28 protein-coding genes are annotated in these 26,442 nt (G+C 73.0%); 11 read left to right on the forward strand and 17 right to left on the reverse strand.

Features of this window, described 5'->3' with window-relative positions; genetic code table 11:
* Positions 1-121: 121 nt before the first annotated feature.
* From ACFYUS_RS21395 to ACFYUS_RS21410, 4 genes are read right to left on the reverse strand one after another with little or no spacing between them, the layout of a single operon-like run.
* The gene (locus tag ACFYUS_RS21395) at positions 122-1,120 is read right to left on the reverse strand and encodes an aldo/keto reductase (protein WP_388854215.1); all 999 of its coding nucleotides are present in this window, start codon (positions 1,118-1,120) and stop codon (positions 122-124) included.
* Positions 1,117-1,878: an SDR family NAD(P)-dependent oxidoreductase gene (locus tag ACFYUS_RS21400; RefSeq protein WP_388854218.1), complete on the reverse strand. Its 762-nt coding sequence runs from the start codon at positions 1,876-1,878 to the stop codon at positions 1,117-1,119. The genes ACFYUS_RS21395 and ACFYUS_RS21400 overlap by 4 nt, the downstream gene beginning before the upstream one ends.
* On the reverse strand, positions 1,875-3,212 hold the full coding sequence (locus tag ACFYUS_RS21405) for an L-fuconate dehydratase (protein WP_388854221.1): 1,338 nt from the start codon (positions 3,210-3,212) through the stop codon (positions 1,875-1,877). The genes ACFYUS_RS21400 and ACFYUS_RS21405 overlap by 4 nt, the downstream gene beginning before the upstream one ends.
* An 11-nt stretch (positions 3,213-3,223) precedes the next feature.
* Positions 3,224-4,075: a fumarylacetoacetate hydrolase family protein gene (locus ACFYUS_RS21410; RefSeq protein WP_388854224.1), complete on the reverse strand. Its 852-nt coding sequence runs from the start codon at positions 4,073-4,075 to the stop codon at positions 3,224-3,226.
* Between the two features lie 477 nt (positions 4,076-4,552).
* On the opposite strand from ACFYUS_RS21410, the gene ACFYUS_RS21415 reads away from it, so the two are divergent.
* The 4 genes from ACFYUS_RS21415 (at position 4,553) to ACFYUS_RS21430 (ending at position 9,270) form a co-directional block, all read left to right on the forward strand.
* Positions 4,553-5,302 (forward strand): FadR/GntR family transcriptional regulator, encoded by a 750-nt coding sequence (locus tag ACFYUS_RS21415; RefSeq protein ID WP_388854227.1) that lies wholly within the window; start codon positions 4,553-4,555, stop codon positions 5,300-5,302.
* A 17-nt stretch (positions 5,303-5,319) separates the two neighbouring features.
* Positions 5,320-6,198, forward strand: coding sequence for an amidohydrolase family protein (locus ACFYUS_RS21420; RefSeq protein ID WP_388854230.1), 879 nt, complete (start codon positions 5,320-5,322; stop codon positions 6,196-6,198).
* Positions 6,195-6,728 carry a hypothetical protein gene (locus ACFYUS_RS21425; protein ID WP_388854233.1) on the forward strand — a complete coding sequence of 178 codons (534 nt, stop codon included), beginning with the start codon at positions 6,195-6,197 and terminating at the stop codon, positions 6,726-6,728. The genes ACFYUS_RS21420 and ACFYUS_RS21425 overlap by 4 nt, the downstream gene beginning before the upstream one ends.
* A 115-nt stretch (positions 6,729-6,843) precedes the next feature.
* Positions 6,844-9,270, forward strand: a complete 2,427-nt coding sequence (locus ACFYUS_RS21430; RefSeq protein ID WP_388854236.1) for a glycoside hydrolase N-terminal domain-containing protein — start codon at positions 6,844-6,846, stop codon at positions 9,268-9,270.
* A gap of 13 nt (positions 9,271-9,283) precedes the next feature.
* Here the strand turns inward: ACFYUS_RS21430 and ACFYUS_RS21435 are convergent, their stop codons facing one another.
* From ACFYUS_RS21435 to ACFYUS_RS21465, 7 genes are all read right to left on the reverse strand, one after another.
* Positions 9,284-9,772 (reverse strand): universal stress protein, encoded by a 489-nt coding sequence (locus tag ACFYUS_RS21435; RefSeq protein ID WP_388855110.1) that lies wholly within the window; start codon positions 9,770-9,772, stop codon positions 9,284-9,286.
* A gap of 41 nt (positions 9,773-9,813) precedes the next feature.
* Positions 9,814-11,070: an arsenic transporter gene (locus tag ACFYUS_RS21440; protein WP_388855113.1), complete on the reverse strand. Its 1,257-nt coding sequence runs from the start codon at positions 11,068-11,070 to the stop codon at positions 9,814-9,816.
* A 180-nt stretch (positions 11,071-11,250) separates the two neighbouring features.
* Positions 11,251-11,661, reverse strand: a complete 411-nt coding sequence (locus tag ACFYUS_RS21445) for a nuclear transport factor 2 family protein (protein WP_388854239.1) — start codon at positions 11,659-11,661, stop codon at positions 11,251-11,253.
* A gap of 170 nt (positions 11,662-11,831) precedes the next feature.
* A complete protein-coding gene (locus ACFYUS_RS21450; RefSeq protein WP_388854242.1) occupies positions 11,832-12,527 on the reverse strand; it encodes a type 1 glutamine amidotransferase domain-containing protein in 696 nt (231 codons plus the stop codon).
* Positions 12,528-12,707: 180 nt separating this feature from the next.
* On the reverse strand, positions 12,708-12,917 hold the full coding sequence (locus tag ACFYUS_RS21455; protein WP_388855116.1) for a ferredoxin: 210 nt from the start codon (positions 12,915-12,917) through the stop codon (positions 12,708-12,710).
* A gap of 45 nt (positions 12,918-12,962) precedes the next feature.
* The gene (locus tag ACFYUS_RS21460) at positions 12,963-14,153 is read right to left on the reverse strand and encodes a cytochrome P450 (RefSeq protein ID WP_388854245.1); all 1,191 of its coding nucleotides are present in this window, start codon (positions 14,151-14,153) and stop codon (positions 12,963-12,965) included.
* A gap of 167 nt (positions 14,154-14,320) precedes the next feature.
* The gene (locus ACFYUS_RS21465) at positions 14,321-15,544 is read right to left on the reverse strand and encodes a sensor histidine kinase (protein ID WP_388854248.1); all 1,224 of its coding nucleotides are present in this window, start codon (positions 15,542-15,544) and stop codon (positions 14,321-14,323) included.
* Between the two features lie 244 nt (positions 15,545-15,788).
* Between ACFYUS_RS21465 and ACFYUS_RS21470 the strand changes: the two genes are divergently transcribed.
* Positions 15,789-16,343, forward strand: coding sequence for a heme-binding protein (locus ACFYUS_RS21470; RefSeq protein WP_388855119.1), 555 nt, complete (start codon positions 15,789-15,791; stop codon positions 16,341-16,343).
* A 164-nt stretch (positions 16,344-16,507) separates the two neighbouring features.
* The gene (locus ACFYUS_RS21475) at positions 16,508-16,945 is read left to right on the forward strand and encodes a glutaredoxin domain-containing protein (RefSeq protein WP_388854251.1); all 438 of its coding nucleotides are present in this window, start codon (positions 16,508-16,510) and stop codon (positions 16,943-16,945) included.
* A 4-nt stretch (positions 16,946-16,949) separates the two neighbouring features.
* On the opposite strand, the gene sigJ is transcribed toward ACFYUS_RS21475, so the two are convergent.
* Positions 16,950-17,903, reverse strand: coding sequence for an RNA polymerase sigma factor SigJ (sigJ, locus tag ACFYUS_RS21480; RefSeq protein ID WP_388854254.1), 954 nt, complete (start codon positions 17,901-17,903; stop codon positions 16,950-16,952).
* A 167-nt stretch (positions 17,904-18,070) separates the two neighbouring features.
* On the opposite strand from sigJ, the gene ACFYUS_RS21485 reads away from it, so the two are divergent.
* Both ACFYUS_RS21485 and ACFYUS_RS21490 read left to right on the forward strand, forming a co-directional pair.
* Entirely contained in the window at positions 18,071-18,505 is a 435-nt protein-coding gene (locus ACFYUS_RS21485) for a hypothetical protein (RefSeq protein WP_388854257.1), read from the forward strand.
* A 62-nt stretch (positions 18,506-18,567) separates the two neighbouring features.
* Complete coding sequence (locus ACFYUS_RS21490) at positions 18,568-19,251, forward strand: hypothetical protein (protein WP_388854260.1); 684 nt, start codon at positions 18,568-18,570, stop codon at positions 19,249-19,251.
* A gap of 32 nt (positions 19,252-19,283) precedes the next feature.
* On the opposite strand, the gene ACFYUS_RS21495 is transcribed toward ACFYUS_RS21490, so the two are convergent.
* From ACFYUS_RS21495 to ACFYUS_RS21505, 3 genes are all read right to left on the reverse strand, one after another.
* Positions 19,284-20,273: an MBL fold metallo-hydrolase gene (locus ACFYUS_RS21495; protein WP_388854263.1), complete on the reverse strand. Its 990-nt coding sequence runs from the start codon at positions 20,271-20,273 to the stop codon at positions 19,284-19,286.
* A gap of 184 nt (positions 20,274-20,457) precedes the next feature.
* Complete coding sequence (locus ACFYUS_RS21500; RefSeq protein WP_388854266.1) at positions 20,458-20,940, reverse strand: SRPBCC family protein; 483 nt, start codon at positions 20,938-20,940, stop codon at positions 20,458-20,460.
* 146 nt (positions 20,941-21,086) lie between these two features.
* On the reverse strand, positions 21,087-21,473 hold the full coding sequence (locus ACFYUS_RS21505; RefSeq protein WP_388854269.1) for a VOC family protein: 387 nt from the start codon (positions 21,471-21,473) through the stop codon (positions 21,087-21,089).
* 194 nt (positions 21,474-21,667) lie between these two features.
* Between ACFYUS_RS21505 and ACFYUS_RS21510 the strand changes: the two genes are divergently transcribed.
* Entirely contained in the window at positions 21,668-23,215 is a 1,548-nt protein-coding gene (locus ACFYUS_RS21510; RefSeq protein ID WP_388854271.1) for a protein kinase, read from the forward strand.
* Between the two features lie 24 nt (positions 23,216-23,239).
* Here ACFYUS_RS21510 and ACFYUS_RS21515 read toward each other — a convergent pair whose 3' ends face one another.
* On the reverse strand, positions 23,240-23,863 hold the full coding sequence (locus ACFYUS_RS21515; RefSeq protein ID WP_388854274.1) for a histidine phosphatase family protein: 624 nt from the start codon (positions 23,861-23,863) through the stop codon (positions 23,240-23,242).
* Positions 23,864-24,068: 205 nt separating this feature from the next.
* On the opposite strand from ACFYUS_RS21515, the gene ACFYUS_RS21520 reads away from it, so the two are divergent.
* Both ACFYUS_RS21520 and ACFYUS_RS21525 read left to right on the forward strand, forming a co-directional pair.
* Positions 24,069-24,605: a hypothetical protein gene (locus ACFYUS_RS21520; protein ID WP_388854277.1), complete on the forward strand. Its 537-nt coding sequence runs from the start codon at positions 24,069-24,071 to the stop codon at positions 24,603-24,605.
* A gap of 38 nt (positions 24,606-24,643) precedes the next feature.
* Positions 24,644-25,177: a GNAT family N-acetyltransferase gene (locus tag ACFYUS_RS21525; protein WP_388854280.1), complete on the forward strand. Its 534-nt coding sequence runs from the start codon at positions 24,644-24,646 to the stop codon at positions 25,175-25,177.
* Between the two features lie 4 nt (positions 25,178-25,181).
* Here ACFYUS_RS21525 and ACFYUS_RS21530 read toward each other — a convergent pair whose 3' ends face one another.
* Complete coding sequence (locus ACFYUS_RS21530) at positions 25,182-26,375, reverse strand: MFS transporter (RefSeq protein WP_388854283.1); 1,194 nt, start codon at positions 26,373-26,375, stop codon at positions 25,182-25,184.
* Positions 26,376-26,442: the final 67 nt, after the last annotated feature.

Consider the following 26,442-nt stretch of genomic DNA (forward strand, 5'->3'; position numbering starts at 1 on the left):
TCTTTGCAGCATACGGGCTCCGTCCGGCCCGACCGCGGTGCTTCCGGGCCCCGCGGCAGGGCCCCGCGCTCGGCACAGGTCCTGCCGGGCGATGCCGACCGGGAGGGCCGCGCGACGCGTATCAGCGCGCCTCCTCCGGTGTCGGGACGCCCGGCGGGAGCAGCTCGCGTTCCTTCAGCTCCGCCCACAGCCCGTCCGGGATCCGGTGCCGGAGCATGGCGGCGGCGTCCCGGACCTCGGCGGCGCTGCGGGCGCCGACCAGGACGCTCGTCACGGCGGGGTGGCCGAAAGGGAAGCGCAGCGCCGCCGCGCGCAGCGGGACGCCGTGTCGCTCGCACACCTCCTTCAACCGCAGGGCTCGGTGGAGGAGTTCGGTCGGGGCGGCGGTGTAGTCGAAGGTGGCGCCGGGGCGCGGGTCGGCGAGCAGGCCGGAGTTGAAGACGCCGCCGATGACGACGCCGACGCCGCGTTCGGCGGCCAGCGGCAGGAGTTCGGCGAGGCCGCGTTGGTCGAGCAGGCTGTAGCGGCCGGCCAGCAGGACGGCGTCGAGGTCGGTCTCGCGGATGAACCGGGCGAGGAGGCCGGCCTGGTTCATCCCGACGCCGATCGCGCCGAGCAGCCCCTCGGCGCGCAGCCGTGCCAGCGCCGGATACGCCTCGGTGAGTGCCTGCTCCGCGTGGTCGTCGGGATCGTGGAGGTAGGCGATGTCGATCCGGTCCAGACCGAGCCGCTCCAGACTGTCCTCGATCGACCGGCGGACGCCCACGGCGCTGAAGTCCCACACCCGGTGGTGGGTCGCGGGGACGGCGAAGCCGTGGGCGAGGTCGTCGCCGGCAGGCCCCGGGGCCCGCCGCAGCAGTCGGCCGACCTTGGTGGAGAGGGTGTACGCGTCCCTGGGGCGGTCGCGCAGGGCCCTCCCGAGCCGGCGTTCGGACAGGCCGAGTCCGTAGTGCGGGGCGGTGTCGAAGTACCGGACACCGGAATCCCATGCGGCGTCCACGGCCTCCTCGGCCTCGGCGTCGGTCACCGGGGTGAACAGGTTGCCGATGCCGGCGGCGCCGAAGGCGAGCTCGCCGACCGGTACCTCGCTGCGCCCCAGCGGCCGGCGGCGCGGGGTCACGGCCCGGGCTCCGGTCGCAGGCGCAGGCCCGCCATGCCGCCGTCGACCTGCAGGGCGGTGCCGGTGGTGCTGCCGGCGGCAGGGGAGGCCAGGTAGGCGATGGCGGCGGCCACCTCCTCGGCGGTGACGAGGCGTCCGTGCGGCTGACGGCTGCCCAGCAGGGCGCGCTCGGCGGCCGGGTCGGTGGCGGCGTCCAGCAGCCGGCCGACCCAGGGGGTGTCCACGGTGCCGGGGTTGACGCAGTTGACCCGGATTCCCTCGCGGACGTGGTCGGCGGCCATGGCCAGGGTGAGGGACAGGACCGCGCCCTTGGTCGCCGAGTAGAGCGCGCGCTGCGGCAACCCGGCGGTGGCGGCGATGGAACAGGTGTTGACCACCGCGGCCCGGGCCGAGCGGCGCAGGTGGGGCAGTGCGGCCCGGGTGGTGCGGACGACGCCGAGCAGGTTCACGTCGAGGACGCGGTGCCACTGCTCGTCCGGGTTGTCCTCGACGGTTCCGATCGCGCCGATGCCCGCGTTGTTGACCAGGATGTCGATCCCGCCGAGGACGCGGGCCGCCTCCCGGACGGCGGTGCGGACGGAGCCGTCGTCGGTCACGTCGGCGGCGAAGCCCAGCAGCGGCTCCGGGACCGGTCCGGGGCGGAGGTCGAGGACGGCCACCCGCGCGCCGCGCTCGGCGAGCAGGGACGCGGTGGCGAGGCCGATCCCGGAGGCGCCGCCGGTGACGAGCGCCGTCAGTCCCGCGAGTTCCGCCGTCATGCGCCCGCCTCCTGGCGCTGCGTGGCCTCCGCCGCCCAGAAGGAGCCGTGCGGGTAGAGGTAGGTGTCCAGCGAGGCCTGGTGCATGGCCGCCGAGAATCCGGGCGCGGTGGGGGCCCGGTAGTGGCCGCCGGTGACGACCACCGGATCGAGGAAGTGCTCGTGGAGGTGGTCGACGAACTCGATGACGCGGTCCTCGGTGGTGCCCGTGAGCGCCACGTAGTCGAACATGGCCAGGTGCTGGACGAGCTCGCACAGGCCCACGCCGCCGGCGTGCGGGCAGACCGGGACGCCGAACTTCGCGGCGAGCAGCAGGACGGCGAGGTTCTCGTTGACGCCGCCGACCCGTGCCGAGTCCAGCTGGAGGACGTCGACGGCACCGGCCTGGAGCAACTGCTTGAAGACGATGCGGTTCTGCACGTGCTCGCCGGTGGCCACCCGGACCGGGGCGACGGCGGCGCGGATCGTGGCGTGGCCGAGGACGTCGTCGGGGCTGGTGGGCTCCTCGATCCAGTACGGGTCGAACTCCGCGAGCGCCTTGGTCCATTCGACGGCCTCGGCCACGTTCCAGCGCTGGTTGGCGTCGACGGCCATCCGGATGTCCGGGCCGACGGCCGCGCGGGCGGCACGGCAGCGGCGGATGTCGTCCGACAGGTCGGCGCCCACCTTCAGCTTGATCTGCCGGAAGCCGTCCGACACGGCCTCGCGGGCGAGGCGGCCGAGCTTCTCGTCGGAGTAGCCGAGCCAGCCGGGCGACGTGGTGTAGGCGGGGTAGCCCCGGTGGCGCAACTCGGCGGTGCGCTCGGCGGCTCCGTCCTTCCCGCGTCGCAGAAGGTCCAGGGCCTCGGCCGGGTCGAGGGCGTCGGCGATGTAGCGGAAGTCGATCTGGGAGACGAGCCACTCGGGGGCGGCGTCGGCGAGCAGCTGCCAGAGCGGCTTGCCCTCCTCCTTCGCCACGAGGTCCCAGACGGCGTTGACGACGGCCCCGATGGCCATGTGCATCACGCCCTTCTCCGGTCCCAGCCAGCGCAGTTGGCTGTCGCCGACCAGGTCGCGGTACAGCGAGCCGGGGTCGGCGCACAGGCCGGCGACCGGGCGTCCGACGACGTGAGGGCGGAGCGCGTCGATGGCGGCCACCTGGACGTCGTTGCCGCGCCCGATGGTGAAGGTGAAGCCGTGGCCCTCGTGACCGCCCTCGGAGGTCCGCAGGACGACGTAGGCGGCGGAGTAGTCGGGGTCCGGGTTCATCGCGTCGGACCCGTCCAGCTCGCGCGAGGTGGGGAAGCGGACGTCATAGGTGTCGACGGCGGTGATCCGCGCTGTGGTTGCGGACAAGGGGATGCCTTTCACGCGTTGCGGAAGCTCTGGCGCTGGGTGCCGAGACCGTCGATGGAGAGCTCGACGAGGTCGCCCTCGCGCAGGTAGGGGGTGCCGGGCAGGCCGAGGGCCACGCCGGCCGGGGTGCCGGTGTTGATGACGTCGCCGGGGCGCAGCACCATGTACTGGCTCAGGTACCAGACGAGGTACGGGGCGTCGAAGACCATGTTCTTGGTGTGGCCGTCCTGGCGCGGCTCGCCGTTGACGGTCAGGCGCAGTCCCAGTGCCTGCGGGTCGCCCACCTCGTCGGGGGTGACCAGCCAGGGGCCGAGCGGATTGAAGCTCTCGCAGGACTTGCCGAGGTCCCACTGGGTGGAGTGCTCCAGCTGGAACTCGCGCTCGGAGACGTCGTTGCTGACGGCGTAGCCCGCAATGTGGTCGGACGACTGAGCGGGGCTCTCCAGGTAGCGCGCCTCGCGGCCGATGACGACGGCGAGTTCCACCTCCCAGTCGGTCTTCACCGAGCCGCGCGGAATCAGCACCCCGTCGTACGGGCCGACGACGGTGGACGGGTCCTTCATGAAGACGACGGGCCGCTCGGGAACGGCCGCGCCCGTCTCCTCGGCGTGGTCCCGGTAGTTGAGGCCGATGCACACCACCTTGCCCGGACGGGCGACGGGCGCCCCGACGCGCCGGCCGGCCGTGTCCACGGCGGGCAGCGACCCCTCGGTCAGGGCTGCCCGGACCCGCTCGATCCCGCCCGAGGCGAGGAACGGCCCGTCGATGTCTCCGGTCAGGCCCGAGAGGGCGTAGGTGGTTCCGTCCGCGTCGCGGACGACCGGCGTCTCCGCGCCCGGTTCGCCGACCCGAAGGAGTTTCATGGATGACTCCCCTCAACACATCGGATGAATCCGTGATGGCAAGACCGTACGAGGGCTCATCGGCCGCCGCAAGGATTCCTCCGATGTCTGCTCGGCCAAGGCTCGATCGGATGGTCAACTATGCAGGTTGCAAGGCTTGTTATGGCATCTTTCTGGCACTGGCCGGGGGTCCTGATTGTGCTTGCTCCCCACTGGATGCTCCCTCTTGCCCGCCGAATTTCCATCCCGCCATGTCTCCTGTCGCATCAGTCATCCGATGACTTCTGCCGGGTGTCCGGTCACGCCGCGACTCGCCCCCGCTCGTAGCGGCCGCGCCAGGTATGACCGATACATGGGATGGGTCAGAGGGAGGGATGGTCCCTCCTGTCGGTCGGAATGCGGCTGAAGCCCGTTAAGTGCCTGATGGTGCCGACCGGTGGACGAGGAAAAGGGATCGGACGTCTTCCAAGACATGGGATCCCTTGTTACGTTGACGCCGTGTCCCTGACCGACAAAGCCATCGCCCGCATCCGCCGCATGATCCGGGAAGGCGAACTGCCCCCCGGGGCCAAACTGCCCCCGGAACAGCAGCTCGCGGCCGAGCTCGGACTGTCCCGGAACCTGATGCGTGAGGCGGTCAAGACGCTGGTCGTCGCACGGGTCCTGGAGATCCGGCGCGGCGACGGCACCTATGTGACCAGCCTGGCTCCCGGCCTGCTGCTGGAAGGGCTCGGCGGCGCGGTCGAGCTGCTGCAGGGGGACACCGTCCTGGAACTCACCGAGGTGCGCAGGCTCTTCGAGCCGGCCGCCACCGCGCTGGCCGCCTCCCGCGTCACCGACGAGGACCTCGCCGAGATCGAGCGCCACCTGTCGGCCATGCGGGACGCGGGGGACGACGTGGAGCTGCTGCTCCAGCACGACGCGTCCTTCCACCGGACGGTGATCCGCGCCACCCGCAACGAGACCCTGGCCACGCTGCTGGAACACATCTCCGGGCGCACCCTGAGCGCCCGGGCCTGGCGGGGGCTGGCCGACGCCGACGCGGCCGGGCGGACCATCGCCGAGCACGAGGCGATCCACCAGGCCCTCGTCGCCCGCGACCCGAACCTCGCCCAGGCCGCGGCCCTGATGCACGTCAACACCACCGAACGCTGGCTGCGCGACCACCTGGCCGCGGGGGAACCGATCCCCGCCGCCCGGCCGCGGCCGGACCGTCCGCGTACCACCCGACCCGCCGTCAACCACTGACCGAGGAGCGATCGCGCGTGAGAGTCGACGCGCACCACCACCTGTGGGAGCTGGGCCGGCGTCCGCAGACCTGGCTCGACGGGCCGGAGTCGGCGGCCATCCGGCGTGACTTCACGATGGCCGACCTCGCCCCGCGTGCCCGGGCGGCGGGGATCGAACGCACCGTTCTGGTGCAGGTCCTGCCGGACCTGGCGGAGACCCGCGAGTTCCTCGCCCTGGCCGACGCCGAGCCGTTGATCGCGGGCGTCGTCGGCTGGGCGGACCTCACCGGCCCCGGGATCGCCGACACCCTGGCCGAACTGCGGCAGGGGCCGGGCGGTGGGCGGCTGGTCGGGGTCCGCCACCTCGTCCAGGGCGAAGCCGACCCGGCCTGGCTCGCCCGCCCGGCCGTCCGGCGCGGACTGCGCGCGGTCGGTGACGCCGGTCTCTGCTACGACCTGCTCGTCCTGCCCCACCAACTCCCCGCCGCCGTCGAGACCGTGCGCGCCCTGCCGGACCAGCCGTTCGTCCTCGACCACCTCGCCAAGCCGCCGATCGCGCGCGGCGAGCAGGAGCCCTGGGCCGGTCGACTGCGAGAGCTGGCCCGCGAGCCCCACGTCTTCTGCAAGCTCTCCGGCCTGGTCGCGGAAGCCCGGCGGGGCGACTGGACCGTCGCCGATCTGCGCCCCTACGCCGAGACCGCCCTGGAGGCATTCGGGCCCGACCGCGTCATGTTCGGCTCCGACTGGCCGGTCTGCCTGCCGGCCGCCTCGTACGAGCAAGTCGTCGAAACCGCGGACCGGTTGACCGACGGCTTGGGGACGCACGAGCGCGCACAGGTCTTCGGCGCCACGGCGGCCCGGGTCTACCGCCTGGACGGCGCGACGACCTCCGACACCGGCAGGGAACCGACATGAAGGTCCGACCGGCGCACGGCGATGCCGGGCTCGGCGCCGAGGCCGACCCGGCCGTCACCACCGCCGTGGAACCGCCGCACCACCCGGGCGCCGCCGACGGGACCGCCGCGTTCCGGGAGGCGTCGCGCCGCCCGATGACCGGCCCGCCCGCGCGGCAACGGGTCAGGCCCGGGCAGACGGTGGCCATCCCGGCCCGCGACGGCACCCGTCCGCAGTCGCGCCGCCCGATGATCCCGGACGTCCCGGCCGAACTCGACGGGATCATCCGGCCGGAGGCCGTGGTGAACCCGGTGGCCCCGGGTCCCGCCGGGCCGGAGACCGTGCTCGTCCCGCACGACGCGAAGCGCGGCGGAGCCCCCCGGGCGACCTGGGGCACCACCCGCGGCAACCCCGTCCACGACGACGTACGTGCCGTCAGCCGACCGCGGTCGCTCCCGGCCCGGGACGGACCGGCCACGCCCCGCCCGGCCGACCGGATCCGCTCCGGTCGGCTCGACCACGAGCGGCAGCCCGCCACCAGGGAGGCCTGAGACGCGCACCGACCCTTCCGGACACCGGCCACCGCACCACCGCCGGTACCGCTCCCTGACCACCTTCTTCCGGCCCGGCCGTCCGGACGCCGGCCTCCGCCACACCCACGATCGGATGGACGCCGTGCCGACGCACTCCCAGCAGCCCACCACGGATCCGCTCTGGTACCGGCGCCCGGCCGACGGCCTCCTGGAGGCGCTGCCGCTCGGCAACGGCCGGCTCGGCGCCGTGACGTACGGAGGCGTCCGGACCGAGCGGATCGAGCTCAACGCGGACACCCTGTGGTCCGGCGGTCCCGGCCCCCGGGACCGGGCGGGCGCCGCCGAACACCTCCCCGCCCTGCGCGCGGCGGTGCTGCGCGACCGTGACCACGCCCGCGCCCACGCGATCGCCGCCACCCACTTCCCGGGGCCCGACACCGAGGCGTACCAGCCGCTGGCCACCCTCCTGCTGACCTTCCCGCCCTGCGGCGAGGGCGACCCCGCCGACTACCGGCGGGCGTTGGACCTCGACCAGGCCGTGCACACCGTGTCGTTCGAGGCCGGGGGAGTCCGGTACCGCCGGGAGAGCTTCGTCTCCGCCCCGGCCGGCGTGCTGGTCGTCCGCCTCGGCGCGGACACCCCCGGCGCCCTCTCCTTCCGGGCCGGCCTCACGACGCCCCATCCCACCGCGGCCCCGGCCGCCGAACCCGACACCGCCACCCTGTCGATCCACGGCCGCGCCCCCGTGGACGTCCCGCGCGGGCGGCCCGGACCCGCCACGTACCGGTCGGACGAGGGCACGGGCTTCGCGGCCGCCCTCCGCGTGCGCACGGTGAACGGCCACGTCAGGACGGGAGAAGGCACGATCGACGTCACCGACGCCGACGAGGTGGTGCTCCTGGCCGCCGTCGGCACCGGGTACCGGGACTGGCGCCGACGCCCCGAGGGCCCCGACACGGCGCTCGACGCGGCACGCCGCTGCCTGGACCTCGTCGACGGACAGGACTACGACGAACTGCGAGCGGCCCACGTGGCCGACCACCGGCGGCTCTTCGACGCGGCCGCACTCCGGCTCCACGGACCGGAGGAAGCGGAGGCACGGCCGACCGACGAACGCCTCGCCGCCGCGAACGCGGGCGCCGAGGACCCCGGACTCGCGGCCCTGCTCTTCGCCTACGGCCGCTACCTGCTCATCGCCTCCTCGCGTCCCGGCACCCAGCCCGCGAACCTCCAGGGGATCTGGAACAACGACGTCACCCCTCCCTGGAACTCCGACTGGACGTCGAACATCAACCTCCAGATGAACTACTGGCCCGCCGAGACCACCGGGCTGGCAGAGTGCCACGAGCCGCTGTTCGCCCTGGTCACCGACCTCGCCGAGGCGGGCCGCTCCACCGCACGGGCCTACTACGACGCACCGGGCTGGTGCTGCCACCACAACGTCGACCTCTGGCGCGCCACCAACCCCGTGTCGGGGGACCCGGTCTGGGCCCACTGGCCCATGGCGGGCCCGTGGCTGGCGGCCCACCTGTGGGACCACCACCTCTTCCACGGCGACGCCGCCTTCCTCGCCGACCGCGCCTACCCGGTCATGCGGGAGGCCGCCCGGTTCCTCACCCACCTCCTGGCCGAGGACACCGACGGCACCCTCGTGACCTGCCCGTCCACCTCGCCCGAGCACCACTTCCGGCTGCCCGGCGGCGCCCTGGCCGCCGTCGACGCCGGCTGCGCCCTGGACCACTGGCTCGCCGCCGAACTGCTCGACAACACCGTCGCCGCGGCCCGCGAGCTCGGGGTCGACCACGCGTTCGCGGAGGAACTGACGCGCACCCGCGCCCGGCTGCGCCCCCCGGCCCTCGGGGCCGACGGCCGCCTCCTCGAGTGGCGGGACGACCTCCCGGAGGAGGACCCGGGGCACCGCCACCTCTCCCACCTCTACGGCCTCTACCCGGGCACCGCCATCGACCCGCTCGGCGACGACACCCACCTCGACCCGGCCCGCCGCGCCCTGGACCGCCGCCTGGAACACGGTGGCGGCGGCACCGGCTGGAGCCTCGCCTGGGTCGCCGCGCTCGCCGCCCGCCTGGGCGACGGAGGCCTCGCCGGGCAGGCCGTCGAGCGCCTGCTCGCCACCTCGATCGCCCCCAACCTCTTCGACCTGCACCCTCCGCAGCTCTTCCAGATCGACGGCAACTTCGGCATCACCGCCGCCATCGCCGAGGCACTGCTCCAGAGCCACAACGGTGTCCTGCGGCTGCTGCCCGCCCTGCCGCCGTCCTGGCCCTCCGGCGACGTACACGGCCTGCGCGCCCGGGGCGGGCTCACGGTCGGCCTGAGCTGGCGCCGGGGCCTGCTGACAGGGGCCGAACTGCGGGCCGCCCGGGACGCGACGGTCGACCTGCGCCTGCCCGAGCGCGAAGGCCGGCCCGTCCTGACCGACCACGAGGGCCGGCCGGCCGCGGCCGTCGCGGTGCCCGGCGACGCTCGGCGCTTCCGGGCCCGCCTGTCGGCAGGCGGCCGGTACCGGCTCTCCTACCCGGACCCGGACACCGGGCAGTGAACGGGTGGCGCCGCTACGGCCGGTCGGGCGGGGGAGGGATCGTGGCGGTGCCCGGTGCCGGTTCCGGCCAGACGAGCAGTACGGGACACGGCGCGTGGTCGACGACGAAACGGGTCGCGGGGCCGAGACTGTGCGGTCCGAGGCGGGTGCGGTCGCCGTCGCGCGCGAGGACGAGCAACTCGGCCCCCTCGGCCGCTGCGACGACCTCGCGCTCGACGCGTCCGGTGCGCTCCACATGGGCGCAGGGCCGGTCGAGGCGGTCGGCCGCGGCATCCAGGAGATGCTGCGCGGAGGCCGCCGCCAGGGTCTCCACCCGGGTGCCGGGGTCCCTCTCCCGATGGCCGCGTCCGAGCAGTCCGGCGAACGCGCCGTGCGCGACGCCCGGCACCTCCTCGCCGCTGACGTGGAGCAGGACGATCTCCGCGCCCTGCGGCGCGTGCGCGCGGGCGGCGTCGACACAGGCGGGCCAGGTGCCTTCGGTGATCCAGACGACGACGGTCACGGGCTCATCCTCCTCAAGGTCCTCGTACTCCCTCGTGCTCGTCATGTTCCGATGATCTGCAGCGAACCCCACAGTGCCACCACGGACAGTGTCAGGGCGGCGGGCACGACGAGCAGCCCGAGCCGGGTGAACTCGCCCAGGCCGATGTCGGTGTCGTGCTCGCGGACGATGCGCCGCCACAGCAGGGTGGCCAGGGACCCGGCGTAGGTGAGGTTGGGGCCGATGTTCACCCCGAGCAGCACCGCCAGGACCGACCCGGGGCCGGACGGGACGGCCAACGGCAGCAGTACGAGGGTGGCGGGCAGGTTGTTGATGACGTTCGCCAGCACCGCGGCCAGCGCCGCCGTGCCGAGCAGCGCGGTCAGGGAGGTGCCGTCGGGGACGAGGTGTCCGAGCGCGGAGGCCAGTCCGTTGTCGACGACGGCCCGGACCACGATGCCGAGCGCCAGCACGAAGGCCAGGAACGGCACGGCGGCAGAGCGGACGATCGCGACCGGGGTGGTGCTGCGCCGGACCAGGGCCCGGACGGCGAGCACGAGCGCGCCCGCCAGGGCCGCCCAGGCCGGATCGACACCGATGACCGAGGTCAGGATGAATCCGGCGAGCGTGCAGACGACGGTGACCAGGGCGAACAGCGGCATCTCCGGCGCCTTCACTTCGGCCGCGGGCGGGGCACCCGCGTCCAGGTCGGCGGCGAAGAACCGGCGCAGCACCACGTACTCGACGGCGATGGCGGCCAGCCACGGGAGCGTCATCAGCGCGGCGAACCGGGTGAAGGTCAGCCCACTGGCGGCGAAGGCCAGCAGATTGGTGAGGTTGGAGACCGGCAGCAGCAGCGAGGCGGTGTTCGACAGGTGGGTGCAGGCGTAGACGTGCGGCTTGGGCCGGGCGCCCAGCCGGGCCGCGGTGACGAACACCACCGGGGTGAGCAGCACCACGGTGGCGTCCAGGCTGAGCACCGCCGTGATCACGGAGGCGACCACGAACACCTGCGCCAGCAGCCGTCGCGGACTCCCGGCGGACGTCCGGGCCATCCACGCCCCGCAGGCGCGGAACAGGCCTTCGTCGTCGCACAGTTGAGCCAGCACCAGGACGGCGGCGAGGAACCCGATCACCGGCCCGAGCCGTTCCGCCTCGGCCCACGCGTCCGCCGGCGAGAGCGCGCCGGTGACGATGACCAGCCCGGCCGCGGGAACCGCGACCACGGCCTCCGGCCATCCCCACGGCCGCACCACCGCACAGACCAGCACCAGCACCAACAGCCCGATGGACAGCGCTTCCGCGAACGACGTACTCAGGGTCCTGCTCCTTGCGGGCGGTGGTGACAGCAGACCAATCGCACCGAAAAAGCCAGGTCACGGCGGGTCGGTGCGGGCCAACGGTACGCGGTGCCGATCCCGTGGACGCAAGGCGCCCCGAAGAGACGGCCGACCAGGCCACGCCGCGGCACCCCGAACGGGACCTCGCGCCGTCGTCGCCTACTCCCCGTCCGCCCGCGCCGCGCCGGCCGCTTCGGCGGCGATGCGGTCGAACTGAGCGCCCATCGCCTCGGCCAGTGCCTGTGCGGCGGAGAGGGGGCGGACCATGACCATGAAGTCGTCGATGAGGCCCTGCTCGTTCAGGTGGAGGAAGTCGCAGCCGGTGATCGCGCGGTCGCCGACCCGGGCCTCGAAGACGAGGGCGTGGTCGCGGCCGTCCTCGCCGGCCGTCTCCCGGACGTAGCGGAAGTCGGTGAAGACACGGGAGGCGGCGCGCAGGATGGCCGCGGTGATCGGCTTGCCCGGGTAGGGCTTGAAGACGACGGGGCTGGTGAAGACGACGTCCTCGGCGAGCAGGGCCTCGATCGCCGCGTGATCGTTCGCCTCGACGGCCTGACGGAAGGGCTTCATGCGTATCTCCGCACCTAGTCAATTAAGTGAGTAGGTGGGAGAGTAGTGGTGCGGGACGGACGCGTCCAGCCCTGGGGGAGGGGCGCCCGACCGCCAGGCCCGCACGAGCGCCCGGCCGCCAGGCCCGCACGAGCATCCGGGCGTGCGGGCGCACGGCGGGCCGATCGGGGTCAGGCCAGCTTCTTGAGGAGTTCCGCGGCGAGCGGGGCGGAGGAGGACGGGTTCTGGCCGGTGATCAGGTTGCCGTCGACGACCACGTGCGGCGCCCACGGCTCGCCGGACCGGAAGTCGACGCCGGCCTCGACGAGCCGGGTCTCGAGAAGCCACTTCGCGCGGTCGGCGAAGCCGGCCTGGGTCTCCTCGGCATTGGTGAAGGCGGTGACCTTGCGGCCGGCGAAGGCGTTCGAACCGTCGGCGTTCGTGGCGGCGAGGAGCGCGGCCGGGGCGTGGCAGACGACACCCAGCGGCTTGCCCGAGCGCAGGGTGTCGACGAGCAGCCTGCCGGAGGTCGCGTCGACGGCCAGGTCCTCCATGGGGCCGTGGCCGCCGGGGTAGAAGACGGCGTCGTAATCGGCCGGGCGGACGTCTTCCAGATCGATCGGGTTCTCGATCTCCTCGATGGAGGCGAGCGCCGCGGCGGCCTTCTCCGCGCCTTCCTGGCCGCCGTTGGCCCCGGGTTCGAGACTGCCGGCGTCGACGGTCGGGACGACGCCGCCCGGCGTGGCGACGACGACCTCGTGACCGGCGGCCTTGAACGCCTCGTACGGGGCGATCGCCTCCTCGGCCCAGAAGCCGGTCGGGTGCTTGGTGCCGTCGGCCAGCGTCCAGTGGTCGACACCGGTCATCACGAAAAGGATCTTCGACATGCGTGAGCTCCAGGGGGTGGTGGGCCTGTGCGGCGATGTCCTCGACACTAGGTGGGGGATCCATTGGTTTCCAATGAGGAAACCAATGCCTCCCATAGGGACATCGATGAGTCCGCCGCGGGCCCGACCCCCGGAGGAGGGCGGGGTCGGCACCGCCGGCGCGGCGGTGCCGACCCGTCGTCACGTACTCGCCCGGCCGGTGGCCTCCTGGAGGGTGATCGCCTGTACGGGGCAGGCGCGTACCGCCTCTCGGACCAGCGTGCCCGTGCCGTCCTCCCGGCCGGGGACGACCGTCCCGAAACCGTCGTCGTCCTGGGTGAAGACGTCAGGGGAGGTCAGCGCGCACTGCCCCGCGCCGATACAGACGTCGGCGTCGATCGACACCCGCATCCGCACCGCTTCCTCTTCCTCGGCCATGTTCCGCGTCTCTCCTTCTCACCATGTGACGGGGAGTTCGAGCATCCCCTGGATCGTGTCGCCCGGTTTGAACGGGATCTCCTCGGCGGGCACGGCGAGCCGCAGCCCCGGCAGCCGGCGCAGGAGCGTCCCGAGCGCGATCTCCAGCTCCGCGCGGGCGAGGTTCTGCCCGAGGCACTGGTGGATGCCGAAACCGAACGCCACGTGGTGGCGGGCCGACCGCTCCCAGTCGAGGCTGTCCGGATCGCTGTAGGCGGACGCGTCCCTGTTGATGACCGAGGTCGAGAAGACCACGCCCTCACCCGCGCGGATCACCGTCCCGGCGACCTCGATGTCCTCGCACGCGATCCGGAGCAGCCCGTCGGCGATCGACAGGAACCGCAGCAGCTCCTCGACCGCGGCGGGTACGAGCCCGGGATCCGCCCGCAGCTCGGCCAGCCGCTCCGGGTGGCGCAGCAGCGTGTACGTACCGAGCGAGATCATGTTCGCCGTGGTCTCGTGGCCCGCGATCAGCAGGATCGAGGCGAACTGCACCAGCTCCTGGCGTCCGGGACCGTCGTCCTCGGACGCGCGCGCCACCAGGTCGTCGAGGACGCCCTCGCCGCGCTTCAGGCGCTTGCGGTCGATCAGGTCGCCGAGATAGCCCTCCAGCTGCGCCAGCGCGTCCTGGGTGTCCGCGCCCGTCGGGCCGCGCAGCAGCCGCCGCGACTGCTCCTCGAAGAAGTCGTGGTCCGCGTACGGCACGCCGAGCAGGTCGCAGATGACGATCGAGGGCACGGGCAGTGCGAACGCGCTCACCAGCTCGGCCGGCGGCCCCTGCGCCTCCATCGCGTCGAGGAGCCGGTCCACGGTCTCCTGGATGCGGGGACGCAGGCTCTCGGCGCGCTTGAGGGTGAAGCTCGGGATCAGCATCCGGCGCTGGGCGTTGTGCTCGGGGTCGTCCCAGCCGAGCAGCGCCGCGCGCCGGTTCCTGCGCGTGGCGGTGGCGCGTTCCGTCGGCATCGGGAAGCCGTCACGGGTGGAGTCGCTGGACAGCCGCCGGTCCGCGAGGAGCGCGCGGGCGGCGGCGTGGCCGGTCACGAACCACACCTGCTGCCCGTCCCAGAGGGTGACCCGCGACAGCGGGCGCTCCTCCTCGGTCCGGGGGTAGGCGGCGGGCGGGTGGTAGGGGCAGGTTCGGTCCTGGGGGAACGCCACGGCTTTCGTCACAAGGGCCTCGCTGGGTGCGAATAGGTGGCAGGGGCGGTGGTGCCGTCTCCACTACATGCCTCAGGCATCTATTCGGTCTACACACAGTTCGGCCATTCCACCGGAACGGGCGCCGTCTCCTGCCGGAATGGCGGTAACAGCGGTCCGAGGCCGGTGTCAGGCCGGTGTCAGGCCGGCGGCGACAGGGGGATGACGGCGGTCAGGACCGTCCCCTCGCCCGGTGCCGATTCGATGGCGAGGGTGCCGCCGAGCTGCCGGACACGCGCGCGCATGGCGGGCAGGCCGTGCCCGCGTACGCCGCCTGGCCTCTCGACCGGGTCGAAGCCGCGGCCGTCGTCGGCGATGTCCAGGACGACCTGATCGTCCAGGTGGCTGAGGGTCAGCGCCGCGGTGCCGGCGTCCGCGTGCTCGCGGATGTTCGCCAGCGCGCCCTGGGCGATCCGCAGCAGCGCCGCCTGGACACGGTCGGGGAGCGCGGTCGTGGGCGTGCCGTCCTGGTGGAAGCGGACCTGGAGGGTGTCGGAGGACTCCCGTTCGGCGAGGGCGCGCAGCGCGTCGTCGAGGCCGCCGCCCCCGGCGAGGTCGGCGGGCGCGAGGTCGTGGACGAAGCGGCGGGCCTCGGCGAGGTTGCGCTCGGCGATGGACTCGGCGGTGCGGACGTGGCGGCGGGCGGCGGCCGGGTCGCCGTCCCAGAGCCGGTCGGCGGCCTGGAGCAGCATCTGCTGGCTGGACAGGCCCTGCGCGAGGGTGTCGTGGATCTCCATGGAGAGCCGCTGGCGCTCGGCGAGGGTGCCCTCGCGCCGCTCGGTCGCGGCCAGTTCCCTGCGGGTGCGGAGGAGGTCGACGATGACGGTCCGCAGCCGGTCGGCCTGCCGCTGGGAGTGGATGAAGACGGCGGTGGCGACGGCTGCGACGGCCGGCGGCGCGAACATCAGGTTCGGGTCGAAGCCGAACCGCAGCCGCAGCTTCACCTGCGCGCCCACGACGATCACGGTGAGCAGGGCGACCAGGATGATCGCGGACCGGGTGCGCAGGGACCGCAGGCCCGTGTAGAAGAGCGGCACCGCGCACCAGCCGAAGCTCGGTGCCAGGACCACGAGCGCGAGCCAGGTCCCGATGACGGCCGCCAGCCAGAGCCCGTGGGCCGTGGCGGGGGTGGCGCCGCGCCCCTCCGTCTGGCGGGGGCCTAGCACCGGACCGAGCACGTACAGCAGGGCCAGTACGACGGCGAGGGCGATCACCCACGGGGTGCCCGGGGCGCCGGGGTGGACGAGCAGGTACCGGGTCAGCGAGGAGCACAGCAGGACGAAGAACGCCACGTGCATCACGGTCGCGAGCCAGCCGGCGTCCGGGTCGGCCGCCTCCGCGTCGACCGGCGACCGCCTGTCCATCCGCACCGCCCACTCCTCGCCGCCGACCGCTCTCCCGGAGCCCAGACTATCCGGACGAGCCTGTTCCGCATCGACCGATCGGTTGACCCCCGTGTCGTCCGCCAGGTGTGCCGGACGCAGCCTGTAGGCCGACCGGAGAGGGCCGTGACCGGCCCCAGGATGGATGTCGGAGCGGGAACGCAGAGCCTTCCGAGCCCCGCTTCCCGAGCCCCCGAGGGGGTCGATGCCCAAGGAGCTGATGACCGTGAAGAAGATGACCCTGCGCACCCGTGTCCTGACCGGTACCGTCGCCGCCGGCGCGCTCGCCGCGGGCCTGTTCGGCACCGTCTCCGCGAACGCCGCCGCTCCGGCCGCCGCCCCCGCCGCCGTCATGGCCGACGCGGACAACGGCAACACCATGACGTCGACGCACCTGACGATCGAGGCGGCCACGAAGGCCGCGCGGGCGACCCTGGACGCCGCGGAGAAGGAGAACCAGCGGGTGTCCGTCGCGGTCGTCGACCGCAACGGCAACACGATCGTCACCCTGCGCGGCGACGGCGCGGGCCCGCAGTCCTACGAGTCGGCCGTGAAGAAGGCGTACACGGCGGTCTCCTGGAACGCCCCGACCTCCGAGCTGGCCAAGCGCCTCACCAACGCGCCGACCCTGAAGGACATCCCCGGCACCCTCTTCCTCGCCGGCGGCGCCCCGGTCACCGCCAAGGGCGCCCCGATCGCGGGCATCGGCGTCGCCGGAGCCCCCTCGGGCGACCTCGACGAGAAGTTCGCCCAGGCCGGCGCCGCCGCCCTGGCGAAGTAACAGCCCCGATCCCCGGTGGCACCCGGCTCCGCCCGCCGGGTGCCACCGGTCTTCTCGCCATGGACGCCATGGACGCCATGGACGCCGTGGACGCCGTGGAGAGGGAGAACGAAGGGTAAATCCCGGAGAGCTCCGGTGAGTTCCTGCCGGTAGCCTGTTGCATCATGATGCGTGCCTGGATCTTGCCGATATTGCTCGTACTCAGCGGCTCGCTCGTCGCGGCAGGGGAGATCGCCAGGGGCGGCATCGGCGAAGGCGCCGTGCTGCTGCTGGTGTTCCTGCTGCTCGCGGGGGTGAACTCGCCGCTGGTCTTCCCGAGGTCGATCGGCGCGGTGGAAGCGCAGCGCCGCAGCGCGGTCGACGGCCGACCGGTCGTCTTCTGGCGGCCGGGCTGCAAGTACTGTCTGCGGCTGCGCATCCGCTTGGGCCGCGGCGCCCACCGGTCGTACTGGGTGAACATCTGGCGCGACCCGGAGGGAGCGGCGGTCGTGAGGGCGGCCAACGACGGCAACGAGACCGTGCCGACCGTCTTCGTGGACGGCCGGCCGTTCGTCAACCCCGACCCCCGATGGGTGCGCGAGAACCTCTCGCCCTCCGTGTGACGGGTCAGCTCGGTCCGTTCTCCGTCCACGGGCGGAGCTTCTCCGGGTTGCGGACCGCCCAGATGCGGGTGATGCGGCCGTCGGCGAGGTCGAACGCCGCCACGGTCGCGGTGACGCCCGCGTTCTGCGCGACCAGACCGGGCCGGCCGTTGACCGTCCGTTCCAGGAGCGTGAGACCGGGGGCCTTGTCGGCGATGTGGATGAGGTACTGGGCGATGAGCCCGCTGCCCACGACCGGACGGAGCGCGGCGCCGATCAGGCCGCCGCCGTCGGCCGTCATCGTGGCGTCGGGGTCGAGCAGGCCGACGAGGGCCTTGATGTCCTTGGCCTCCCACGCCTCCTTGAAGTGCCGTACCAGGGCGGCCTGTCCGGCCACCGGCACGGCCGGGGTCCGGGAGGCGTCGACACGCCGACGGGCCGAGGAGGCGAGCTGCCGGCAGGCCGCGGGGGAGCGGCCGACGATCTCGGAGACCTCGGCGAAGGGGTACCGGAAGACGTCGTGCAGGATGAACGCCACGCGCTCGGCCGGCGTCATCGACTCCAGTACGACGAGGAACGCCATGTTCACCGACTCGTCCAGGGTGACCCGGTCGGCGGGGTCGTCCGGTTCGGATCCCGCGCCGTCCGCCCGCACGCTGGACCACTCCGTATGGTCGGGCAGCGGCTCGGGTATCCACGGCCCGACGTAGCGCTCGCGCCGGACCCGCGCCGAGCCGAGCATGTCGAGGCAGACGCGGCCGGCCACCGTCGTCAGCCAGGCCCCGGGCGATTCGACGGCCTTCCGCTGTCGCGGAGACATCGCGTACCAGCGGGCGTACGTCTCCTGTACGGCGTCCTCGGCCTCGGCCAGCGAACCGAGCAGCCGGTAGCCGATGTTGACGAGGTGGCGCCGCTCGCCGACGACCACGCTCAGGTCCGGCTCCGACCGGTCGTGCCCCGGCTCGGTGATGGTGCTCATGATGGCGGCTTCCCCCTGGCTCGTTCCGGCTCGTCCGATCCGTCCCGTCGACGGACACCGCACCGGAGAACGGGTCGGCCTCCGCCTCACATTTCACGGGCCTGTGTCGTCGGACAGACGAGACAGTACCGAGCCACCGCCGCGAGGCAGAAGAAGAGGACCGAGTCATGGCCACCACCGCACAGACCACCACCGCACGGACCACGGCGGTACGGGGCACCGGCAGTCGCACCTTCGTCCGGGTCTCGATCGCCCTGCAGACCCTCACGCTCTTCTTCCAGGCGACCACCGCCGGACTGCTGCTGGCCTCGCCCCACACCGAGGTGCTGCACAGCGTCGGCGCGCGCGTCACGTACGGCGCGACCATGCTGTACGTGCTGGCGGCGGTCCTGGCCTGGCGGCCGGGCGGTGGCTCGCCCCGCCCCGTCCTGTACTCGACCGGCTTCCTCGCCCTCTCCTCGGTCCAGGTCGTGCTGGGCATCGCGCACAAGCCGGCCCTCCATGTCCCGCTGGGCGTCCTGATGTTCGGCCTGAGCGTGCTGGCGCTGGGGCAGACCCTCACCGCCCGGCGGCAGGAACGATCCGGCACGCGACAGCGGTAGCGACCGCCCGGGCCGCGCCCCGACCGCCCTCGCGCGCGGGGGACCGCTCTACTGTGATCCACATGTCTGTTCCTGCTCCTGTTCCCGTTCATGCCCTCGCCCACCGGCCGTTGACGACCGAGGCCGTCGCCGAACTGGTGGGGCTGCCGGCCGTGCCGCCCGTCCCGGACGACTCCGACGCCGTCGACGAGGAGGTGCGGCTCCGGGGCTGGGTCTGGGAGGACGGGCTCGTCTGCGAGTCCTTCCGCACCGCGCACGGTCACGTGCTCTGCACCGACGTCGTCAGCCCCTTCGGGTGCCCGGAGGCCCGGACCTTCCTGGTCTTCGGGGAGGTCTACCCCGTCGACCCGCACGACGAGGACATGGCCAACGCCTCATGGCTGTACGGCCTCGTCGACCGCTGGCAGGAGCAGCCCGGCTGGAGCGGCAGCAGGCCGAGTACGGCCGAGGCGTGCGAGGCCGTACTCGCGCAGGCCGCGCAGGTGGTGACCGAACACCTCGGCGCGGCTCCCGAAAGGACCGTCCTGTCCGCCGAGAGCCTGGTCACCGGGCCGCCCCTGACGCACCGCGTCTGGCGCACCGCCACCCACGCGCTGGTGCTGGGACCGGCGGCCGACAACGGCCCGTACGGCTACCTCACCCACCTGCAGCTGTCCTCCACCCCGCTCGACTGCGGTCCCGAACTCCCGCCCGCCGGGGACGAGGACGGCCTGACCGCGTGGATCGCCGAGCACGTCGACTGGTGACCCCACGGCGGACCCCCGTGGCTTCTCGGCCGTCAGCGCGGCTCCGAGGCAGGCCACGCGCGCGGGTAGGGCACGTGCAGCGACTCGGCCGCCACGGGGGTGTGGCCGGCCGCTGCGCGCAGCCGCCCGTCGCGCCGGACGATGCCGCCGCCGGCGAGCATGGACGTCACCAGCTCGGTGGCGAGCGCCTCGGGCGTGAGACGCAGGAGGCGTGCGGCGTCGGTCAGCCACGCGCGCGCGTGGAGGTACGGTTCGACCTCCTCGTACGGGATGCCGTCGCGGATCATGAGGGCGAAGGCGAAGATCCGGCGGATGCCGTACCAGACGGCCCCGTCGGGGTCGTCGACGAGCCGTCGGCCCCGGCGCAGGGCGGCGGCGAAGGCGGCCCCGGGGTCGGTCGGGACCGGGCCGTGGGAGGGCAGGATCACCCGCGGGTCGAGATCGGCCATCCGCTGGAGCGAGGCCAGCGCGGTGGTGGCGGCGTCGGGTCCGTCGAGGGCGAGGTTGACCCAGCCGACGTCGTAGTCCGACAGCGCGTCGCCGACCACGAGCAGCCGCTCCTCCGGCTGCCACAGGGCCAGATGGCCCGGGGTGTGACCGGGCGTGCGGACGACCTCCCAGTCGGCGTCGCCGAGCCGGAGGACCTGGCCGTCGTCGAGCGGCACGTCCACGGTGTACGGGGCGACCGGCTGGTCCAGGTACTCCGCCGCGCAGCAGCCGGGGTCCCGGCGGGAGATCGCCTCGGCTTCGGGAGCCCCGGCGGCGATGCCCGCGCCGGCGGCCTGGAGCAGGGCGTTGCCGCCGACGTGGTCGGAGTGCCAGTGCGTGTTCACGACCAGGCCGACCTTCCCGGCCCGGGCGCGGGCCCATGCGGCGGTCTGTTCGGCGTGGCCGACGAACCCGGAGTCGACCAGGGCCGGTTGCTCCCCGGGGAGCAGGAGCGTGTTGGCATCGGGGAACGGCCTCTGCCACCAGACCGCCCAGGGCGGCAGCGACGGCGGAGAGGAAGGCTGCCGACCCACGGGTCGTGCGGCTCCGGTCTGCGGGCTCACTGCTCTGCTCCGTTCACGTGGATCAGCGTCTGCCGGCCGGGGACGGCGACGAGCTTCCGCTCGGCGCCGTCCCCGGCCGTCGAACACCTCGGGGTGGCGCACGGTCGGCGTCCGGCCGGACCGCACGTCGGCTCGTCGGTGGTGTCGCCGCCCCTCAACTCCCGGCGGCGGTCTGTGCGATGCGTGCGAGGGTGGTGCGCATCCCGGCCCGGTTGAGGGCGATCCGGCGGGCGGGGTTCGACCCGGCGAAGACCGTTCCCAGCAGCTCGGCGACCCGGCCCCGGGCCCCGCCGGTCCGCAGGTCCTCCCAGAACTCGGTGATCCGCGTTCCCGAACCCTCCGGCTCGAACCGGTAGCCCCAGCGGGCGATCGGCAGTCCGAAGACGCCGACGTCGAAGACGAACTCGCTGTCCGGGCTCATCCGGGTGACGCGTCCGAGGGTCGGCCAGAGGAACGGCCCGCGCCGGTTGAGGCCGACGAACCGGCTCCCGGTCCGCGCCGGAGGCCGCAGCACCCACACGGACCGGCACTCCGGACTCCAGCGCCCCATGTTCCGCAGGTCCGACACCAGCCGGTAGACGACCGCCGGCGGCGCGTCGACGACCGTGCTCTCCTCCAGGCTCCACTGCCGATCCATCGCCCGCTCCCCTCGTCCTGCTCATCTGTTACCGGTCGGTACGTTAGCGGGAGCGCGGACCGCCTGTCCCGGGTTCCCGCCGTCATGATCGACAGGACGCGTCCCGGCCGCTTCGCCCGTACGCGATGCCGGACCGGTGGGGCGGCTCAGGCCTCGACGTCCTGCGGGTACCAGCGCAGTTCGACCGTGTTGCCGTCGGGGTCCTTCACGTAGACCGACTGGGCGGAACCGCGCGCGCCCCAGCGCGGCACCGGGCCCTCGAGGACGTCGAACCTGCCCGAGTCGATGACCTCCTGCCAGTCCAGGGGGTCCACGACCAGGCAGATGTGGTCGACGTTGGACTCGCCCCGGGGACGGGAGAAGAGGTCGATGACGGTGCTCTCGTCTATGCGCACGGACGGGAACGACACTTCTCCGGCCCGCCACTCCTCGACCCGTTCGGGCGCGAGGCCCAGACGGTCGGTGTAGAACTCCAGGGCCTTGTCGACGTCGGTCACGTTGAGTACGAGGTGATCGAAGGCTTTGACTCGCATGATGGGCTCAGCACCTTTCGGAGTTGCGTCTCGTCTTGTTGATCATGGTCGCCGCAGGGGGCGCGATCAAGTGCCCCGGGCGACCGGAATCCGGACGGAACGACTCCGGGCCCTGCTTCCCGGGCCGCCCGTCCCGCACGGCACAACAGTGCTGTAATGATCGCTGACACGCAGTCTCACTGAGCGGGGGCACGGTGACGGAGGGGGCACGGGCGGGCGATGTCGTCGGCGGCCGCTACCAGTTGGTCCAGTCGATCGCCGCAGGCGGCATGGGCCGCGTCTGGAAGGCGTACGACGAGCGCCTCCAGACCGATGTGGCGCTCAAGGAACTCTGGCTGACCGGGCCCCTGCCGCCCGGACAACGGGACGAACTGCTCAAGCGCGCCGAGCTGGAGGCGCTGAACGCGGTGCGGCTCCGCGACCACCCCAACATCGTCACCGTCCACGACGTCGTCGTCGAGAACGGCGTCCCCTGGATCGTGATGCAGCTGATCTCCGGCGGGACATTGGAGCAGCGCCTGAGAACGGGCCCCTTGCCCGTCGCCGACGTCGAGGCGATCGCCTCGGCCCTGCTCGACGCCCTCGACGCCGCGCACCGCAACGGCATCGTGCACCGCGACGTCAAACCCGCGAACGTCCTGATCGGACAGGACGGCAGGATCCTGCTCGGCGACTTCGGCATCGCCGCACCCGAGACCGGCACCGGCCTCACCTCCACCGGGGCCGTCATCGGCTCGGCGCCCTACCTCGCCCCTGAGCGGGCCGCCGGACTGCCCGGCAAGGCGAGCAGCGACCTGTTCTCGCTGGGGGTGACCCTGTACGAGGCGGTGGAAGGCGTCTCACCGTTCCTGCGGGACACCTGGGCCGCCACCGCCGACGCCGTCCGCTTCGAAGCGGCCCCGCCGATGCGCGGCGCCGGCCGCCTCGAACCCCTGATCACCGCCCTCCTGGCCAAGGATCCGGCGGCCCGTCCGACGATCGCGGAGGCGTCGGCCCTCCTGGAGGGGCAGGGCCCGTCGCGGCCGAGGACTCCGACGGAGGTCGTGCCGCCGCAGCCCCCCGGGGCTGCGTCCCCCAAGGCGAAGCTCAAGGTCACCAACGACTGGGACGCCCCGCTCCGCCTCCACCTCGGTACCGATCACCTCGGGCTGGTTCCCGGGGGCGGGACCGCAGACTTCGAGACCGAGCCCACCGACGCCCGCACGCTGAGGGTGAGCACCGGGGATCTGGCCGGCGTGTCCCACGTCCTCCGGCTCCGGCCCGACCGCCCCGTGCACCTCACCGTCACCGTGGAGGACGGCCGGCCGGTCGTGACCGGCGTCGGGATCGTGCTACGGGCTCCACGGGCGCGCGAGAAGCCCCGACCCGCGGTGCGCCCCGCCGCTCCGACCGCCCGGAGTCCGAAGCCCGAGACCACGTCGAAACCGTCCTCCGGCGATGGCGTATGGGGCGGCGTCGTGGTCCTCGCGCTGCTCCTCGCCGGCCTGGGGTACTTCGGCAGTGCCGGCTTCTCCGGCTGGGTCAGCCACTACCTGCACGGCTCCACGGCGTCGATCGCGAGCGGCGACTGCGTCTACCTCGATACCCGAGAGCAGCCACCCGGCTATGTGGCGGTGCCCTGCCGGGCGGGCGCGGCGGAGTACGAGGTGCGCAGCAAGGTGTATGCCGACACGGTCTCCTGCCAGGAGCCGATGAAGGTGATACGGATCTTTCCGGCCCTGTGGTGCGCGGAGGAGAAGTGACCCCCCGGGGCACCCGCCACCGCGTCAGATGTGCAGCTCGGACGGGAACCCGGTCCAGCGCAGCTCGGCGGGAAGGTGGCCCGTGTCGTTGAAGAAGAGGACGGCCGGGGCGCGGCCGGGCGCGTAGCGCAGGACGGTCAGGGCGGCGTTGGCGTGGTTGATGCCCATCCAGCGCGCCTTCGGTGCGTCGAGGGCCTCCCGGACGAGCCAGGCGATCAGGAAGTTGTGCGTGATGACGAGCTCGTGGCGCGGCCGATCGCCGTCGACGGGGCCGGTGAAGCGGGCGACGGCCTCCGCCGCAAGCCCGGGGCCCTGCTCGCGCTCCTCCGCCGGGAACTGTGCCAGGAACCCGAGCATGGCGTCGGCCGACTCCGCCGGCAGCTCCTCGCGCCGAGGCACGTACGGGATGTAGTCGCCGACCGCCGGGGACATCCGCAGGGGAACCCCGTCGAGCTGGTCGTGGACGAGCCGAGCCGTCTGCTCCGCGCGCGCGAGCGGCCCGTGGTGGATCGCCGCGAGCGGAGCCTTCCGGAGCCGCTCTCCGAGCAGAACGGCCTGGCGGCGGCCGCCGTCCGTCAACGTGCTCTCGTCCTCGGACGCCTCACCGTGACGCGCCAGGTACAGGTAGCGGGCAGCGGTTCCCGTCATGCTCGGCTCCTTCGACAGGTTCGTGATCTCGCGAATGTCCGGAGGGACGTGGTTCGGCACGGTGCGGTTCCCCCTGGATCCTCCCTAGGCTCGTCGCCTAACGTCCGCTGTGGAAGGCGACCGGATATCGACATCGATCAGTGGACTGCAAACGGCTTCGAGGGGTGCTGTGGATCTCGGCTCTGTGTTCATCGCGGTGGCAGGTGTGGCCGGCACGTTGGGCGGCTCGCTGCTCACCCAACGCGCCTCCGAACGGGCGAAACGCCGGGAGATAGAGCTGGTCCGGGACCACGAGGAGGTCAGCGAGAACCTGGCTCTCCGACGCACCAGTTACGTGGAGCTCAATCGGGACGCACGTCAGTTCACCACGGCGCTCAGCCAGTTCCTGCACGTCATGCAGGAACGGAGGGTCGAGGAGGCCGATCGCGTGGAGCTCGACGAGGCGAAAAGAACCCACCGCGACACGTACTCCCAAGCGCAGCTGATCGTCCCCGACGACGTCCTCTCCTGCGCGAGCGCGGTCAACAAAGCCCTGAACAGGGTGTACGGGCAGGTCAAACGCCTCGACCGAGAAGAGCCCAAGCCCGGGGAGACGATCGCCACCGCGTTCCGCGCCCAGGCGGAGGTCTGGGAACTGCTGAAGACCCTGAGGACTTTGATGCGCCGGGACCTCGGGGTGGCCTCCGCGGGTGACGACGCGCCGGTGCGTCTGCCCAGGCAACCGGCCGATCCTCGAAGCTGACCTGAGCGCGCGTGCCGACATGAAAGGAACAGGCCACGATGACAGACCGTCACCCTCCCGCTTCGCCGACCGTGGTGCGGCTCGCGGACTACTCGAAGAGCGACCAGACCGAAATCCTCGGCGACGGTGCCGATCCCTTCGGCGTAGCGGACGCCGGACTGACGTGGCTGCCCAAGAAGGAGCATTTCGGCATCAGGCGGAACGGCCGCCTCGTCGCGCACGCGGGCCTGCTCCGAATCCCCCTGTCGATCGACGGCGCCGGGACACAGGCGGTGGGCGTCGGCGGCGTGGCCGTCGCTCCGGACCTACGGGGGCACGGACTGGCGCGGGCGGTCGTGTCGGCGGCCCTGGACCACGCGCGGGCGATGGGGCCGCGGTACGGGCTTCTCTTCTGCCGCCCACCGCTCGTCCCGCTCTACCGGCGACTCGGCTGGCGGACTGTCGAGCAGGACGTCCACGTCGAACAACCCGAGGGGGCCGTGATCGTGCCGCTGAGGACCATGTGGACGCCACTCCACGACGGTGCGGCCTGGCCGGCCGGGGAGGTCCGCCTCCTCTCCCTCCCCATGTGAGGCCTCACCGGCCTCCCGTTCTCACCGGCCTGCGCAGCAGGTACGCGGCGGCCGAGGCGACCAGGACCAGCATGCAGGCGGTGAACGCCAGGCCCGCCTGTTCCAGACCGAGGGGTTCGGACAGGAGGCCGACTCCGATGACCGGGATGGAGATGCCCGTGTAGGCGACCACGAACAGGGTCGAGATGACCGCCGCGCGCTGGTCCACGGGCGCGGCCGCGGCGACGGCGGACAGGGCCGCACGGAAGGAGAGGCCTTGGCCGGCGCCGCCGATGAGGGCGGCGAGGACCACGAGGGCGAGGAGCTCCGTGGAGAGCGCTCCCGCGAGGAAGGCCAGGCCGGCGAAGAGCACGGCGCAGCCCAGGGGCAGGGAGCGGGAGACTCCGAGGCGGTCGACGGCGAGCTGTCCGGCGGTGGAGGCGAAGAAGGCCAGCGCGACGATCAGACCGCTCACGGCGTGGTTGTCCACGTGCAGGAACCGGGCGAGGAAGGCGGGACTGACCGAGGTGAACACCCCGAACAGGGCGAAGCCCGCGAACGAGGCGATCGCCGCCGGCACGAACACCGGACGCACCTGCGCGGGCAGGGCCGGCCGCTGCGGCCGTACGGCGGTCAGGGGCCGAGGCGCCCGCACGGTCTCCGGCAGCCGCAGGAGGACGAGGGCCGATACGGCCACCAGGGCGAGGTGGACGGCGAACGGGAGGAGCAGCGGCTCGGGGGCGTACTCCGCGAGCAGCCCGGCGAGCAGAGGCCCGCAGCCCAGCCCGCCCATGTTGGCGGCCGTCGCCACGAACGTCGCCCGCGACTGGCCGCCGGGCGGGGCGAGGTCCATGACGTACGCGGTGGCGGCCCCCGTGAAAAGGCCGGCGGACAGGCCCGAGAGCAGCCGGCCCGCGTACAGCCAGCCCAGCCCGTCGGCGGACAGGAAACAGATCGCGCTCGCCGCCGCGAATCCGAGCCCCCACAGCAGCGTCGGCCGCCTGCCGACCGTGTCCGAGGCGTTGCCGGCGAGAAGCAGCACGCCGATGACCCCGAAGGCGTACACGGCGTACACGACGGTCACCGTCAGCTCGGAGAAGCCGAACTTCTCCTGGTACAGGGGGTAGAGCGGCGTCGGCAGCGTGGTGCCGGTCATCCCCACGACGAACACGGCCCCGGCGAGCAGACACCGGAGCCACCCTTGACGATCACCCACCATGCCGCCGACCGTAACCCCGCCACCCGTCCCCGCCCGGCAACGCGACGCCCGCGATCGGGTCATCGAC

Origin of the sequence: Streptomyces sp. NPDC004284 (assembly GCF_042874035.1) — a bacterium.
GTDB lineage: Bacteria > Actinomycetota > Actinomycetes > Streptomycetales > Streptomycetaceae > Streptomyces.

Excerpts from the sequence above, each read along its gene's own strand:
- ACFYUS_RS21445 (WP_388854239.1), bottom strand. The coding sequence starts at position 11,661 with ATGAAGCCCTTCCGTCAGGCCGTCGAGGCGAACGATCACGCGGCGATC.
- ACFYUS_RS21455 (WP_388855116.1), bottom strand. The coding sequence starts at position 12,917 with ATGCGGGTGTCGATCGACGCCGACGTCTGTATCGGCGCGGGGCAGTGC.
- ACFYUS_RS21505 (WP_388854269.1), bottom strand. The coding sequence starts at position 21,473 with ATGCGAGTCAAAGCCTTCGATCACCTCGTACTCAACGTGACCGACGTC.
- ACFYUS_RS21450 (WP_388854242.1), bottom strand. The coding sequence starts at position 12,527 with ATGTCGAAGATCCTTTTCGTGATGACCGGTGTCGACCACTGGACGCTG.
- ACFYUS_RS21515 (WP_388854274.1), bottom strand. The coding sequence starts at position 23,863 with ATGACGGGAACCGCTGCCCGCTACCTGTACCTGGCGCGTCACGGTGAG.
- ACFYUS_RS21400 (WP_388854218.1), bottom strand. The coding sequence starts at position 1,878 with ATGACGGCGGAACTCGCGGGACTGACGGCGCTCGTCACCGGCGGCGCC.
- ACFYUS_RS21490 (WP_388854260.1), top strand. The coding sequence starts at position 18,568 with ATGTCTGTTCCTGCTCCTGTTCCCGTTCATGCCCTCGCCCACCGGCCG.
- ACFYUS_RS21425 (WP_388854233.1), top strand. The coding sequence starts at position 6,195 with ATGAAGGTCCGACCGGCGCACGGCGATGCCGGGCTCGGCGCCGAGGCC.
- ACFYUS_RS21410 (WP_388854224.1), bottom strand. The coding sequence starts at position 4,075 with ATGAAACTCCTTCGGGTCGGCGAACCGGGCGCGGAGACGCCGGTCGTC.
- ACFYUS_RS21465 (WP_388854248.1), bottom strand. The coding sequence starts at position 15,544 with ATGGACAGGCGGTCGCCGGTCGACGCGGAGGCGGCCGACCCGGACGCC.
- sigJ (WP_388854254.1), bottom strand. The coding sequence starts at position 17,903 with ATGAGCACCATCACCGAGCCGGGGCACGACCGGTCGGAGCCGGACCTG.
- ACFYUS_RS21500 (WP_388854266.1), bottom strand. The coding sequence starts at position 20,940 with ATGGATCGGCAGTGGAGCCTGGAGGAGAGCACGGTCGTCGACGCGCCG.
- ACFYUS_RS21525 (WP_388854280.1), top strand. The coding sequence starts at position 24,644 with ATGACAGACCGTCACCCTCCCGCTTCGCCGACCGTGGTGCGGCTCGCG.
- ACFYUS_RS21430 (WP_388854236.1), top strand. The coding sequence starts at position 6,844 with ATGGACGCCGTGCCGACGCACTCCCAGCAGCCCACCACGGATCCGCTC.
- ACFYUS_RS21485 (WP_388854257.1), top strand. The coding sequence starts at position 18,071 with ATGGCCACCACCGCACAGACCACCACCGCACGGACCACGGCGGTACGG.
- ACFYUS_RS21475 (WP_388854251.1), top strand. The coding sequence starts at position 16,508 with ATGATGCGTGCCTGGATCTTGCCGATATTGCTCGTACTCAGCGGCTCG.
- ACFYUS_RS21530 (WP_388854283.1), bottom strand. The coding sequence starts at position 26,375 with ATGGTGGGTGATCGTCAAGGGTGGCTCCGGTGTCTGCTCGCCGGGGCC.